Raw genomic sequence first — 15,804 nt, 5'->3', positions numbered from 1 at the left:
GCGCTTGAGGCGCATCGCGGTATTACCCGAGGAAACGCATCGAACAATCCCCGCATCATGCAATCAGGGCGCGCGCAACACGCCCCTCTAAGACATTACGCCTCCGATGACGCGATGATCCCTCCACCCAGGCATACATCCCCGTCATACAACACGGCCGATTGCCCCGGCGTCACTGCCCATTGCGGTTGGCTGAACGACAACTCGAATGCGCTCAGATCCGCCGACACCACATGACTGGCCGCATCGGGCTGCCGATAGCGCGTTTTGGCGCCGTAATCCTTTGCCTCAGGCGGCCGGCCCGCGATCCAACTGGCGTCCAGCGCCTGCAACCGATCAGACAAGAGCCACGGGTGATCATGCCCCTGTACGACGTACAACACATTGCGCGCCAGGTCCTTGCGGGCGACATACCAGGCGTCTGCCGTACCGTCGTCGCGCTGGCTGCCCTTGACACCGCCTACGCCCAGGCCCTTGCGTTGGCCCAGGGTATAAAACGACAGGCCGTGGTGACGCCCGACTCGCTTGCCCTCTGGCGTCAGGATATCCCCCGGTTCGGTCGGCAAATAGCGATTCAAAAACTCGCGGAACGGCCGTTCACCGATAAAACAAATACCAGTGGAATCTTTCTTGGCCGCATTGTGCAAACCAATTTCGTGCGCAATGCGCCGGACCTCGGTTTTATGAATCTCGCCCAAGGGAAACAGCGTGCGCGACAGTTGCGCCTGATTCAGGCGATGCAGGAAATAGCTTTGGTCCTTGGTGCCATCCAGCGCCTTGAGCAACTGGTATTCGGGGCCGCTCTGACCCTCGACGGCACGCACCCGCGCGTAATGTCCAGTCGCAATGTGGTCGGCGCCCAGCGTCATGGCATGATCGAGGAACGCTTTGAATTTGATCTCGGCGTTACACAAGACGTCGGGATTTGGCGTACGCCCTGCGGAGTATTCACGCAAAAACTCGGCAAAGACGCGGTCTTTGTATTCGGCAGCGAAATTGACGTATTCGAAATCCACGCCGACCAGGTCGGCCACACTGGCTGCGTCCAGCAGATCCTGGCGGGTCGAGCAGTACTCGGAATCGTCGTCGTCTTCCCAGTTTTTCATGAACAGGCCGATGACCTCGTAACCCTGCTGCTTGAGCAGCCAAGCGGTTACCGAAGAGTCAACGCCGCCGGACATGCCGACGACGACGCGGCCTTTGCCGGAGGGAGAATGGGGAGTTAAAGACATGATGGCGGGATTTTATCGCGTCTTGCTGGATCCCCTTGTTTGTATTCCCATGCAGGTGGCAGGGTGTTTTTGTTTCAGTAACGGCCTCGGGCGGCCCCTGATGTTCATTGCCACTAAAAAAGCACCCGTAACTTGGAGACAACGTGAGCCGCGTGTTGGCGGGCAAATGCCATGCCGGCCCGTAGAGCCCGCCGAACCTGCCTTGTCAGGCGGGGGGCAGTCGGCTGGGCATGTCTGAGTGGAGCGCAGCGGAGCGAGTTTGCCCAGCCGCCCCGCCTGGCGAGGCAGGTGAAGGGGAGTCTGGCCGCGCAGGCGGCCAGACCGGGCGACAGGGCCGGCATGGCATTTGCCCGCCAACACGCGGCGCTTATAGAACCGAGCATTACGCATGCCACCATACCCTACACGCAAAGACGGGTTCACCCGCGCGCCATCAACCTCTCATCCACCACTTCAATCCAATGCCGCACCGGCACATCCGTCCCACTCTGCAGATGCGACACACACCCAATATTCGACGAAACAATCACCGACGGCTCCGCCTGTGAAATCGCCGCGAGCTTCCGATCCCGTAACGTCAACGCCATCTCCGGATTCAACACCGAATACGCCCCCGCCGACCCGCAGCACAGATGCGTATCCGCAAACGGCTGCAACTCAAAACCCAAGTCACGAAGCAGCCTTTCACTCAACGGACGCAACCCTTGCCAATGCTGCAAAGTACATGGGGGATGAAACGCCGCACGCCCACCCGGCGCCAACCGGGCACGCAGCACCTCAGCATGAGGCGCAACGATTTCCGCGACGTCCTTGACTAAAGAAACAATGCGTTCCGCACGACTGGCGTAATTAGCATCATGGCGTAGATGGTGCGCGTATTCCTTCACCATCGCGCCACAGCCAGACGCATTCATCACAATCGCCTCAACGTTGCCTGCTTCGATCAGGGGCCACCATGCATCGATATTGGCGCGCATCTGATCGAGTGCATCCGCTTGCGCATCGAGGTGAAAATTCACGGCGCCACAACATCCTGCGCCAGGAGCCAATCGTGCACCAATGCCGATCGCATCGAGCACTCGGATCGTGGCAGCGTCGATGGTCGGCATCATGGAGGGCTGCACACAGCCCGTCAGCATCAGCACCTGGCGCGTATGCTGCGCCACAGTTGGCAATGCCCCGGGATCACGACGCACGGGAACTTTGCGCTTGAGCGCGTCCGGCAACACATGACGCAGCGCCTGCCCCAAACGCATCGCAGGGCCGAACAACGACGAATTAATGCCTTTGCGCAACAACAGACGGCGCATACGATCAGACCAAGACCGGCTGACCTTCTGATCTACCAAGTGGCGACCGATATCAATCAAATGCCCATATTCCACGCCCGACGGGCACGTGGTTTCGCAGTTGCGGCATGTCAGGCAACGGTCCAGATGCTGTTGCGTGGCTTGCGTGGGCTCGGCGCCCTCCAGGACCTGCTTGATCAAATAAATACGCCCGCGCGGACTGTCGAGCTCGTCGCCCAACACCTGATAAGTCGGACACGTCGCCGTGCAAAACCCGCAGTGCACGCAACGACGCAGAATAGCGTCGGCTTCGCGGCCCTCGTTAGTGTCTCGCACCCAGGAAGCTAAATTGGTCTGCATACTGCGCTATAGCTCCAACACCATTCGGCCAGGATTGAATAATCCCGCAGGATCCAGCTCTTGTTTCAATCGCCGTGTAATGGCGGCGACACCGGACGATAGAGGATGAAAGACCCCATCGGCCGGAATCGCGCTGCCGGCAGATCGGAACAAGGTGGCATGCCCGCCCAACTGCTCTGCCCTCGCCCGGACCGCCTGCGCATCGAGGTTGCCGCTCAGCCAGCGCTGGCCACCGCCCCACTCTACCAAGGTCGGCACACCAAAGTCTTGCGCCGGTGTGGTCGGCGGCAATGCGACACGCCACAACGGTCGATCTTGTTTGAAAAACGGATGCACCTGTTCGCGCAAAGACGTCCACCACAGATGGGCTTGCTCAGCGTCCAACTCATCACCGCCTATGCTTGCCTTGGCGGCACGGATGGCAGGCGGCGCCCCGGACAGCCGCACGGTGACATAGCCTGCGGGGTTGGCGTTGCCGGCAGCGTTGGCCATACTCGCAGCGTCAGCGCCAATGGCCGCGTTGGCGCCATGATCCGCCTGTGCAGCGCCAGCGTCGTATCCATCAGCGGGACTCCAGCTCGTCGCCGAGATCGCCAATGGTTGGCTGCGCCATTGCGCAAAGTACGTCAGCGCCTCTTGCTGCGTCGCCTCGAATCGCAGGCTGCATTCTTCGAAGGGTTTGGGCAGGACCTTGAGAGAAACGTCGATGATCGCCCCAAAGATGCCCAACGATCCCGCGAGCAGGCGCGATACGTCGTAGCCCGCCACGTTTTTCATGACCTCTCCGCCAAATGACAAGAGACGGCCCTGCGAATCCAGTAGGCGCGCGCCCAGCACAAAGTCGCGCACGCTGCCTGCGGTCATGCGGCGCGGCCCGGCCAAGCCGGCCGCCACGCATCCGCCGACCGTAGCCGAAGCGCTGAAATGTGGCGGCTCGAACGCCAGCATCTGGCCTTGTTCGGCCAGTTCGGCCTCGAGCATGGCCAGCGGCGTGCCTGCACGCACCGTCACGACGAGCTCAGAGGGCTGATAATTGATGATGCCGTTGTAGGCGGTCATATCCAACAGGCAGTGCCCGTCTTGCGGTGTCACCGGACGGTGGTTGCCGTAAAACGATTTGCTGCCGCCGCCACGGACGAATAACGGCTTGTGACCGGCGTGCGCGGTCATGACCTGATCACACAGCTCCGACAGAACGAATTCCATACTCGACGAGCCTAAAAACGCGAGAGATCAGGAAAGCGCAGCTCCCCGCCATGCACATGCATCTTGCCGTATTCGGCGCAGCGTGCGAGGGTCGGAATGACTTTTTCAGGGTTTAACAGACCGGGCGGATCAAACGCCCGCTTGACAGCCAGGAATGCCTCCAGCTCATCACGCGAAAATTGCACGCACATTTGATTTATCTTCTCCATACCCACCCCGTGTTCCCCAGTCAGGGTGCCTCCTACTTGCACGCACAATTCGAGAATTGCCGCGCCAAATTTTTCTGCCCGCTCGACCTCGTCAGGCTTATTTGAATCAAACAAGATCAGCGGATGCAGATTGCCGTCGCCCGCATGAAAGACATTCGCGCAGCGCAGCTCGAACTCGTCCTCCATCTGCTCGATCGCACCCAGCACACGCGCCAGATGACGGCGAGGGATCGTGCCGTCCATGCAATAGTAGTCAGGCGAAATACGCCCTGCTGCAGGAAAGGCATTCTTGCGTCCGGCCCAGAACAACAAACGCTCGGCCTCATCGCGCGAGACTTGCAAACGCGTCGCGCCGGCCTGGCCAAAGATGGCCTCCATGCGCTCGACCTCATGCGCGACCTCTTCGACCGTGCCGTCGGACTCGCACAGCAGAATGGCTTGGGCCGCCATGTCATAGCCGGCTTTCACAAAAGGCTCGACCATTTGCACGGCGCGGCGGTCCATCATTTCCAGGCCAGCAGGGATGATGCCAGCCGCAATCACGTCGGTCACGGCCTGCCCGGCGGTCTCGACACTGGAAAAACTGGCCATGACCACCTGGGCGCACGCGGGTTTCGGAATGAGTTTAACGGTGATTTCCGTCACCACACCCAGCATGCCTTCGGAACCGATGAACAAGGCCAATAGATCCAGACCCGGCGCATCTGGCGCCTCGGATCCCAACTCGACCACCTCACCGTCTACGGTGACTACACGCACTCGCAATACATTGTGAACCGTGAGACCGTACTTCAGGCAGTGCACGCCGCCGGAGTTTTCCGCCACATTGCCACCGATGGAACAGGCGATCTGGCTGGAGGGGTCAGGTGCGTAATACAGGCCGTGGGGCGCCGCAGCCTCGGATATCGCCAGGTTGCGTACACCAGGCTCGACCACCGCCGTGGCACTGACGGGATCGACTCGCCGGATACGGTTGAATTTCGCCAACCCCAGCAGCACACCTTGTGCGTGCGGCATGGCGCCGCCCGATAGACCTGTTCCTGCGCCTCGGGCCACGATAGGAACACTCAACCGTTTGCAGACTCGCATGACGGCGATGACTTGCTCTTCGGTCTCGGGCAACACCACGATAGGCGGCAAGGCCCGATAGAGGGACAAGCCATCGCATTCGTAAGGACGAGTGTCCTCCTCGCGATGCAGGATGCAATGCGTGGGCAAGACACTGTGCAGCGCATCCAGAACCGGACTCGCGGAAAACGATTGCTCGGTGTGACGCAAATTGGGCTCAACCAATGAGTTCATTTCTAAACAATAGCGTGTCGCTATCAATCGTGGCAGAGCGGATTTACCCGCATCCGCCACATCATCCTTGTCCAGACCGGCAGTTCAGCGAACCGCGGCGTCGCGTCTTACCAGTTGATGATTTTGCCGGGATTGAGGATGTTATTGGGATCGAAGGCGTGTTTCAGGCTACGCATCAGCGCCAGGGCGTCTTCGCCATGCTCTTCTGCCATGAATTGCATCTTGTGCAGACCGATTCCATGCTCGCCGGTGCACGTGCCATCGGCTGCAATCGCACGCCTGACCAAATTGTGATTAATCGTTTCCGACTCGCGCCATTGCGCCTCGTTGTCGGGATCCAGCAACATCAGCACGTGAAAATTACCGTCTCCGACGTGGCCGACGATCGTGTAAGGAAAGCTGGCACGATCCAGTTCCTCGACTGTCTCGCGCACGCAATCCGCCAAACGCGAAATAGGCACGCACACATCGGTCGTGCTCGCACGGCATCCCGGCCGCAGCTGCAGGCCGGCAAAATAAGCAGCGTGCCGTGCCGCCCACAGTCGGCTGCGGTCCTCGGGACGCTCGGCCCATTCGAAATCCATGCCGCCATGATCGGCCGTAATGCCTTGCACGATCTCGGCTTGCTCTTGTACACCCGCCGGGCTGCCGTGGAACTCGAACACCAGCAACGGTGTCTCGCGCAACGTCAGTTTGCTGTGCAGATTGACCGAACGCACGGCGGCCTCGTCCATGAACTCGACACGTGCCACCGGCACACCCATCTGGATGATTTCGATCACGCTTTGCACCGCGTCGTTCAACGACGGGAAATTGCAGATCGCGGCGGACACCGCCTCGGGCTGCGGATACAGGCGCACCGTGACTTCGGTAATGATGCCCAGTGTTCCCTCGCTGCCGACAAAGACGCGGGTCAGATCGTAGCCCGCCGACGATTTGCGGGCGCGGCTCGCGGTGCGCACGATACGGCCATCGGCCGTCACCACTGTCAACGACACCACGTTTTCGCGCATCGTGCCGTAACGCACCGCATTCGTACCCGAGGCTCGCGTAGCCGCCATCCCGCCCAGGCTGGCATCTGCGCCCGGATCGATCGGGAAAAACAAACCGGTATCGCGGATCTCTTCGTTCAGTTGCTTGCGCGTCACGCCGGCCTGCACCGTCGCGGTCAAGTCTTCGGCATTGACCACCAGCAACTGATTCATCTGCGACAGATCAAGACTGATACCGCCCTGGATCGCCAGCAAATGCCCTTCGATCGACGATCCTGCACCGTAGGGAATCAGCGGCACGCGGTGTTCGTTGCACAAGCGCGCCACTGCAGCGACCTCTTCAGTACTTTGCGCAAAGACCACCGCATCGGGCAGCATGGGCGGATACGGTGACTCATCGCGGCCGTGATGCTCGCGCACGGCCTCGGCGACAGACAGGCGATCCGCAAACCGCTCACGCAGCGCATCCAGACAGGCGGCGGGAACAGGTCGGCGCAAAGATTCAGTATGGGCAGGAGCGTTCATGGCAGGCAAACGGCGTAGAAAGTAAAAAAACCTATTCTACGCCCTGCGCAGCCTCACTTCCCCACAACAGCCGCGGCCAGCCGCCGGGCTTTCACCGCCCCAGCGAGCCGCTCCAATACCGCCACCGAAGCATCCCAATCGATGCAACCGTCGGTGATACTCTGGCCGTACACCAGCGGTTCGCCGGGCACCATATCCTGGCGGCCTGCGACCAGATGGCTTTCGATCATCAAGCCGACAATACGCGTATCGCCTGCTTCGAGCTGCCGCGCGACATCATCCACGACCAAGGGTTGGTTTTCCGGTTTTTTGCTGCTGTTGGCATGGCTGGCATCGATCATCACGCGCTGCGCTAGACCGGATTTCGCCATATCCTCGCAGGCTGCCGAGACACTGGCTGCATCGTAATTAGGCGCCTTGCCGCCGCGCAGGATAACGTGGCAGTCCTCGTTGCCGGCCGTCGAGACGATGGCCGAATGCCCGCCTTTGGTCACCGACAGGAAATGGTGAGGCTGCGAGGCAGCCTTGATCGCGTCCACGGCGATCTTCACATTGCCGTCTGTGCCGTTCTTGAAGCCGACCGGACACGACAGGCCGGAAGCCAGCTCTCGGTGAACTTGGCTTTCGGTCGTGCGCGCCCCGATGGCGCCCCAGGACACCAGGTCGGCGATGTACTGCGGCGTGATCATATCCAGAAACTCGCAGCCGGCCGGCAGGCCTTGGCTATTGATGTCCAGCAACAACTCACGGGCCACGCGAATACCGCGATTGATATCGAAACTGCCGTCCAGCCCCGGGTCGTTGATCAAGCCTTTCCAGCCCACCGTCGTGCGTGGTTTCTCGAAATACACACGCATCACGATTTCCAGCTCGCCACGCAAGCGATCGCGCACGGGCTTCAGGCGCTGAGCGTATTCGAGTGCAGCCTTGGTGTCGTGGATCGAACACGGGCCGATGACCACGATCAGACGGTCATCCATGCCATGCAGAATGCGATGCATCGCCTGGCGCGCGGCGAATACCGTTTCGGAGGCCTGCTGGGTGCAGGAAAACTCGCGCATGACGTGCGAGGGCGGATTCAGTTCTTTGATTTCGCGGATGCGAAGATCGTCGGTATTGTGTGACACGAGAGACTCCTGGGTGACCCACCAGGCTGGCGGCAAAAAAAACCGCCAGCGACGCTGGCGGTTTTTTAGGGAATTTTGTGCGGACTTTAGTCCAAGTGCGTCCCTTCCTCCGCCAGCGGCTTCAGAAAACCATAAAAATAAAAGTAAAAGGCGGGGGACGCGAATTTCATAGGCAGAAACTCTAGCACAAGAACGAAAAAACGTCCATTCGTGATGGCCATTCCATGGGGGTCAATCAGTAATTAATAAAAAAACAACATACTGTGACGAAATATAGTCTTTTATGTATTATCGGTGACATGGAGTATCCATATGAAATTTTGCCTAACTCATTCGCCGCTTTGCTCCCGCGCCCCATACAGCTGCAACTGTTAAATCATTTTGATCTATTTGTTGATCGCGAGAGCCGAGCCAGTCAACTGACCTACGATAAGCCACGCTTATTGCTGGCGATCCTTGCATTAGCCAACGGCGAAGCCCTCTCCCGCAATCGCCTGGCGCACATGCTGTGGCCCAATCTGTCAGAGTCACAAGGCAAGACCCGTTTTCGGCATGCATTACATGTATTGCGTCAGGCGCTGGGATCGCACCATACCGTGCTTCAGAGCCAAGATGATCGCTTGGCTATCGCGCCGGAGTCCCTCCAGGTCGATGTGATCACGTTGCTTGCTGATGGCCCAAGCGCCATGACTGATGAAATGTGCCTGACACTGTACCGGGGCACATTGCTAGAAGACCTATGCTCCCGCATGGACGGCCCGCTGGACGAGTGGTTCCAACATTGGAATCAGCGCCTGAACACCCGAATGGCCCAATGCAGGCAAAGGCTGGTTTCGATGTGGACGGCCGAGGGTCGTGTGCAGCATGCGTTGACGCAAGCGCGTCAATGGATTCAACGATGGCCCGGCGAAGATAGCTGTCACCAGTTGCTGATTGACCTGCTGGTGCGCGATAAGCGCTACACCGAGGCGCGCCAGGCCTACGATCAATACGCGGCCATGCTGCGCCTGCGCGCCGATACACAACCCGACGAGCACACGCAGGCACTGATTGCCAAGCTGCCTCCGCCGACGTCCCTGTCGTTGACGCCGAACACCGAGGGCCGACAGCATCATTATCGGCCACTGGCGGTGCTGACCGTGACGTTGCGCTGCCTCGTGGAAAATGCGGCGAGTCTGCTGCAGACGGATGCCTTGACGTGGCTTCACCGGGTCGACCTCGCCGTTCGGCGCAACGCCCAGTTGTACGGGGGATGGGTGGCACCAGCCGGGGCCAATCAGTTCATCATTTATTTTGGATTTCCCAACCGGTCGGAACGGCCGGTGCTGCGCGCTGTCGCACTGGCTCGCACTTTGCGTGAGCTGCCATTGCCCCGAGTATTGTCGATGCACATGGGCGTGCACGCGGACATCGGCCTATGCGACGACAGTCAACCCGACTATGGCAATCTGCTCGCGCAAACGGCGCTGACGCTGGCCATGCATGGGAACTGGAGCGAAATCCTGCTCACAGCTCAAGCCCACGCACGCATGATGGAATACGACGTCCTGGAGACACGGCGCAATGGCAAGATGGTGCGCCTGCTAGGGAATACTTCCGCGCCAGAATTGCAAAAAGCGGTCGGGCGCGCGACCGAACTGAATATGCTATTGCAGACGCTGCGCCGCTGCGATATCGAGGCTCGCAACGAGACCATGTCGATCATCGGCGTCCCGGGCGCCGGCAAATCGCTGCTGGCGAGCAATCTCGCCTGGCACGCGAGCCAGATGGATACCGATGTGGTGTGGCTGCAATGTTTACAGGACCAGCAAACCAACGCTTTGCACCCCCTTCGCCTATGGCTCATGAGTCGGCTACCCGCCTCGTTGGATCCTGTCACTGACGAGATGCTGAGCACGGCGCTCGGCCTGCCGATTGCCATGTGTACGCCACTGGCAAATCTGTTTCGCCTGGACACGCCGGCACACAGGACAAACATCCGGCCAGAAACGCTGGAAATTGCCAGCCGCGCGATCATGAGTCCCTGGCGTCCAGATCGTCCATTACTCATCGTGTTCGAAGACATCCAATGGGCAGACGCCGTGACAAAAGAATGGCTAGCGCTAATGGCCAATATTTCACTCGGGCGCTCCTCAATGTTATTGACGACGCGGCGCGGCACATTGACCTCGCCGCGCATCGCGTCCGACTTGCCGCTCGATCCATTGGATGAGAAGGCTTACCTCGACATCGCGTCGCAGCGTGCTCGCAAACTGAAGCTGGACAAATCCACCCTGGCAGATATTGCCAGGCTGGGGGGTGGTGACCCTTCGCACCTGACCGCCTTGATGACCGATATTGCGATCAAAGTTCCTCAAGAAACACCAGGCAGCTCGAAGCTGCCCGCTCTCTCGCACGAAAGAGCCTGGATAAAGTCCGGCGTAGCCGGCGCTCAATACCAGCCCGTCAGTTTGACGGACAGGCTGTACGTGCAACTCCCGTTGTTGGATGCGGGCACGCGCAAGCTGGCGTATCTGTGCGCTCTATTCGACGCCCCGCTATCGACCGTGGATGCGACGAGCATCATGCTCTGCAGCGAGCAGACGCTGCATCAACGGCTAAAGGTATTGCAGTCGTCGGGCATCGTATCGGCGCATGCGAACCATACGTGGTCTTGTCCCGTGTTGGTGGCTCATATCATTCGCGGCCAGCTAAGCCCGGCAGAGTATGAACAACTGAACCAGGAAATCGCTCAGTATTTGTTGAATACCGAGCTACCACCTGCACGCATCGCGCATTTTCTGGAACAGATCAAGGATGCTCGCGCGCCGATATCGTGGAAAAACGCCGCGACGACCGCGCTCAGGGCAGGCCAACTGCATGAAGCAGACGCGCTGATTTCCAAAGCCCTGAGCTGCAACGAACTGATCCCCTCGGATGCAGAGCGCGATCAGTTCGTGTTCGAATGCCAGATGCTCAAAAGCACGACATCGAGCGCGCTGTCCGGCCCAGCACACCCCGAGACGGCGGCGTCTTATCTCTCTACGACGACGCCTGCCTCATCGGGAGACCTCGGTGCCATGATTGTGGCGCTGTGGGGCCAGTGGATGCTGGCGCAAAACTCTGGCAATCATTCAGAAGCATTGCGTCTGGCGCAGCAGTTGACGCACGCCGCCAACACCGTCCAGGATCTGAACATTCAGGGATGGGCCGTGTACGCCCTCGCGCAATATTATTTGTGGCGAGGATCGGGGCGCGAGGCTCAATCCTTGCTCAGCCACGCGGAAACCATGCTCGCGAACGCACCGACACCGGCGATGTCGCCGTTCGGCGCGAATGCCCAGGCGCTGGTCCCTGCCTCATTGGCCTTGGCTTATGGACTACAGGGCAAGTACCCGCTCGCCTTTGCCGCCATCGAACGCGCAATACAGCTGAGCGCTACCGGGGATTCGGCCTGGATATCGGTGCTCTGCCGACTATCCTGCGCGCGCATCCATTATCTGAAAGGTGAACTGGATCTCGCCCGCCAACAAAGCCAATATATCGTCCAGCATACAACCGGGATCGACACCCTCACGCCCTGGCAAGCCATCGCCATCGGCTATGCCATGTTGCCTGAGGTATTGACGCGCCAAGATCCTCAGGCGCTTGCAGCCATGGAGGCTGCCTTGCCCGCGATCCGGCAGGGCATGCCCGTGTCCGTGGATGGCCATCTGTGCCTGCTGGCTCGGGCATATATCGCGATGAGCGATATCCCGCGCGCCATGACGCTGCTGGACGAGGCTCACACGTTGGGGCACGCTCATGATTCAATCAGCCTGAGGTCCGAGATCCACTGCCTGCGAGGCGATGCCTGGCACCGTCTCGGCGATCTCGAACGGGCACGGGCTAGCTGGCAACACGCTTATGACGAGGCCAAGACCATGGCGTTGGTGCCCTATGAGCAATGGGCGAACACTCGGTTGCTTGCACTAGATGCGGACACCCAGGACCAGTGCGCCCGACCACGGCGTGCGATGGCTCGCTGAGCACAGTCCCGGCGCATTCGTCATTCGAAGCGCCCGGGAATACCGCGTTTAACAACGGTTTAATTCCACGGCAATAACCTGCCATTCCTCTCCAGACGATTAAACGGCTGGCCACCGACTGACCCATACAGTGCCTGCACTGTATGGGTCAGTCGGTTCGGCTTACGAGAGGATAAAAATCATGAAGCTCCAAGCAGTATCCGCGCTATCACTGTTGATCGGTACTTTTGCATCAACGACGGCGTGGTCTCAAGAGGTCAAAAATATCCTGGATCACAATGGGGTTCCGATATTTCAAACCAGAATTTTTGGTGTCAACGATGGCTATTACACGCTGGACGACTGGGGAGAAGCCACTGTATCGACCTGGAACATGGACGATACGAAAAAAAGTCGCGTCTTGTCAGCTGTCGCTTATTGGGCCGAACTCATACAAGCCGTACCCGGCCAGAATCCCGCGATCATCAATATTGGCACCTACGATGGAGCGGGAGCGTCCGCGCTAAGTTATCTGGCATCCTACGAGGCAGGCGCTGGAACCAATGTTCATGCCGCCATTAACAATCAAACCTCCGGCCCCCTGGATTTCGGTGCACACGGCTATATCAATGTAGGCACCATGAACTGGGCCGGCGGACCCTATACGCCCTCTCAAATTGTGTTGACCCCGAAGGTCAACATGACCTCGGTCGTGATCCATGAAGTCGCTCACGCCATGGGCATTGGTTCAGCGCTAGGATACGGTGACGACCCCGTGGACCCAGAAAGTGGCAGGTTATTAATCGTCATGCCTGAGGAGCTGTCTGCATGGGAAGAGCATCTCTACGACGACAATAACCAAAAGGCCCGGGCGGGGCAGATTGTCTACTGCGAATCATGCGTGAATTACACCGAAACGCCGGATGGCAGGCCGCTGACGCCAGAAGACATTTTCGACGCCAGAAACGATAAGGCTTATTTCGCGGGAAAACACGTCAATGAGGTTCTGGCCGGGGCATTGCCTGGTGTGCCGCTGACGTTGTACAGACAGAACAGCCTGGTGTTGGACACACCCGCTTGGTCTCATCTCGAGTTCAAAAACAGCCTGATGAGCCATCAACGATATCGCAATTACACCAACTTGATGGAAGCCGAAGTCGCTGTCCTTCAGGATATCGGTTATCAGATAGATCGCAGGAATTTCTGGGGATTTTCTGTCTATGGCGATAATCAGACGTTGACGAACGACCATCCATTTTTCGCACGCAATGAGAGCGGGACAGATTATGTGCCCGGCACCTACAACACGGCGACGCAGGGGCTGGGCCTGCATGTCTACGGCAGCAACAACACCATCGTACAACGCGCAGATTTACTATCCTCGGGCGCGGGAGGCGGCGGTATTCGCGTGGATGGACAGGGAAACCATCTGACCGTCCTGCCCGGTACCCGGGTTCACGCCAATGGCGCTTATGGGCGCGGGGTCATGTTTGCGTATGGCAAGGATCACACATTGACGCAGCGCGGTGATATCGAAGCACTAGGAGAGCACGGAATCGCCGCGAGCTTCGATTTCGGCCATAACGCGGTCGGCGACGATATTGAATCTCGGGGTTCGTATATCACAACAGTAACCGGTCAGGATGCGCCGCTGCTCGATGAGTTGAACGGTCCGCTGGTCACGCGTGTTGATCTGACAGGACGGCTGGCGGGCACGTATGCGTCGATCTATATGGCGGACAACTCCTATGTGGGTGACATCAACGTCATGGGCCAGGCGCAAATCACCGGCGACATCATCTCGGCATACAACCAGACCGATGAAGATCATAACCAGCGCATCACCCGCCTGACGTTCGGATACAAGCCGGACACCGGCGGGCATTCGACCGGCATTGCCGATGCGGACTTTTCTCTCGCCTACGACGGCAATATCGTTGGTATCAATAACTTGTCCCTGCAACTGATCGGCGGCGTCACGCAGTTGAGCGGCAATCACGAGCTCTATGCGGTCAATGTGGCACAAGGTGCCAGTTTGACCGGTTCTGGGCGTTATCAGATCAATCACGACGGCGCCTTTATCAACGAAGGCAAGGTCATGCCGCTGGGTCCCGGCAAGCCCATGATCGTTGATGGATCTTATGTACAAAAAGCATCTGGCGAATTGCAACTCGCGTTCAATGACAAGAGCGAGATCAGCAATCTGGTCGTCAACGGAAGCGCCGATATTAACGGTACGCTCAGTTTCACTGCGGACCGCGGATATTATGCCAATGGGTTCAATGTGACATCGAACCAATGGCTGCAGGCTGATACCGTCACAGGATCGTTTGCCACGCTCACCACGGATCTGCAGTCCCCTACCTTGACCGCCGCAGCGACAGAGGTCAGTCAGAATACTTATGAGGTGACGCTTTCGCGTGCTGGAGATGCATATTCGAAGTACGGCGAGACCGCGAATACCCGCGCGGTGGGTGCAGCCCTCTATTCCGCCGCAAACCAGACGCAACCGAAAATTCAAGCGCTCTTGACGACATTGGACTTTTCCGCACCGGACGGCTCGGCAATTCAATCCGCCTTGCCTCGTTTGACGGGCGATAGCCATCCGTCTTTACTCACGGCCCTGGCCACTCAGTCGAGCCTGACACAATCCGCGCTCATTGAGCGTGGGATGGAGCACCCTGCGACCGACGGCGTCGACCTATGGGGTAGATATCTCGCCTTGCGCTCGCATACCGACAGCGACGGTAATGCTGCCGGGGTCGACAACTCGTATCAAGGCATGCTCTTTGGTGGCGATACCGCCGTTGGCCAGCATTCTCGTCTGGGACTAGCACTGGGATTCGGGGCATCATCGATGGACAGCAGAGGTCGCGACGACAGCGCCCGCGTCGACAACTACACCTTCGCTGCCTATGGCAACACCGATATCGATCGCGTCGCGTTGCGCTACGGAGCGTCATACAGCCTGCATCATATCGACAGTCGCCGGCAAACCCTGGACGGACTGCCGCGCAGCCGCGCCTCTTACAACGGCCGCACTGCTCAAGCCTATCTGGAAGCAGGACTGCCTCAACCGCTCGGTACCGTCACGCTCGAACCCTTTGTCGGCCTGGCCTACGCTTCGGTACATACCGATGCATTCAGCGAATCGGGCGATATCGGATTGGATGGCAAGTCCGCTCATCTGAATGTGGGATTCACCACGCTCGGGCTGCGCGCGGATGCAAACTGGACATTCTCCGGGCAGCGTGAATTAAGTCTGGAGGGCAAAGCCGGCTGGCGTCATACGTTGGGGTCGCGTACGCCCGATACCCGACTCAGTTTTCAAGACGAAGCCTCGTTTACCGTCGCTGGCGTTCCGCTGGCTCGCGACACCCTGCTCTTGCAAACCGCTCTCACCTGGCGCGAAACGCAAAACGTGGCGTTCGGGCTAGCCTATCAGGGTGAATTCGGAAAGAACTACGGCAACCAGGGGTTGTCAGTTCAGGCTAGCTGGCGGTTCTGATTTGTCGTAACGCGACGCCTGCCATCGTGCAGGCATAGAAAAAGGCCCAATACCGCAACACGGTATTG

The 15,804-nt window shown here is 58.9% G+C and carries 8 protein-coding genes; 2 read left to right on the top strand and 6 right to left on the bottom strand.

Annotation, left to right across the window (positions count from 1 at the left end; genetic code table 11):
* Positions 1-95 precede the first annotated feature (95 nt).
* From mnmA to aroG, 6 genes are all read right to left on the bottom strand, one after another.
* Positions 96-1,232, bottom strand: a complete 1,137-nt coding sequence (mnmA, locus tag ACYVI2_RS10745; RefSeq protein ID WP_415820003.1) for a tRNA 2-thiouridine(34) synthase MnmA — start codon at positions 1,230-1,232, stop codon at positions 96-98.
* A gap of 419 nt (positions 1,233-1,651) precedes the next feature.
* On the bottom strand, positions 1,652-2,881 hold the full coding sequence (gene glcF / locus ACYVI2_RS10740; RefSeq protein WP_415820004.1) for a glycolate oxidase subunit GlcF: 1,230 nt from the start codon (positions 2,879-2,881) through the stop codon (positions 1,652-1,654).
* Between the two features lie 6 nt (positions 2,882-2,887).
* Complete coding sequence (gene glcE, locus ACYVI2_RS10735; protein ID WP_415820005.1) at positions 2,888-4,087, bottom strand: glycolate oxidase subunit GlcE; 1,200 nt, start codon at positions 4,085-4,087, stop codon at positions 2,888-2,890.
* Between the two features lie 11 nt (positions 4,088-4,098).
* Positions 4,099-5,598, bottom strand: a complete 1,500-nt coding sequence (locus ACYVI2_RS10730; RefSeq protein ID WP_415820006.1) for an FAD-linked oxidase C-terminal domain-containing protein — start codon at positions 5,596-5,598, stop codon at positions 4,099-4,101.
* Positions 5,599-5,705: 107 nt separating this feature from the next.
* Positions 5,706-7,115 (bottom strand): FAD-binding oxidoreductase, encoded by a 1,410-nt coding sequence (locus ACYVI2_RS10725; RefSeq protein WP_415820007.1) that lies wholly within the window; start codon positions 7,113-7,115, stop codon positions 5,706-5,708.
* A gap of 53 nt (positions 7,116-7,168) precedes the next feature.
* On the bottom strand, positions 7,169-8,242 hold the full coding sequence (aroG, locus tag ACYVI2_RS10720) for a 3-deoxy-7-phosphoheptulonate synthase AroG (protein WP_415820008.1): 1,074 nt from the start codon (positions 8,240-8,242) through the stop codon (positions 7,169-7,171).
* A 320-nt stretch (positions 8,243-8,562) separates the two neighbouring features.
* Here aroG and ACYVI2_RS10715 point away from each other — a divergent pair, with 320 nt between their 5' ends.
* Together ACYVI2_RS10715 and ACYVI2_RS10710 are read left to right on the top strand one after the other, a co-directional pair.
* Positions 8,563-12,249 carry an AAA family ATPase gene (locus ACYVI2_RS10715; RefSeq protein ID WP_460490304.1) on the top strand — a complete coding sequence of 1,229 codons (3,687 nt, stop codon included), beginning with the start codon at positions 8,563-8,565 and terminating at the stop codon, positions 12,247-12,249.
* 181 nt (positions 12,250-12,430) lie between these two features.
* The gene (locus ACYVI2_RS10710) at positions 12,431-15,736 is read left to right on the top strand and encodes an autotransporter outer membrane beta-barrel domain-containing protein (RefSeq protein ID WP_415820010.1); all 3,306 of its coding nucleotides are present in this window, start codon (positions 12,431-12,433) and stop codon (positions 15,734-15,736) included.
* Positions 15,737-15,804: the final 68 nt, after the last annotated feature.

The sequence above is a fragment of the Bordetella tumbae genome (genome assembly GCF_054780995.1).
Note: the sequence above shows the minus strand (reverse complement) of the source record. Positions and strands in the feature narration are given on the sequence as shown.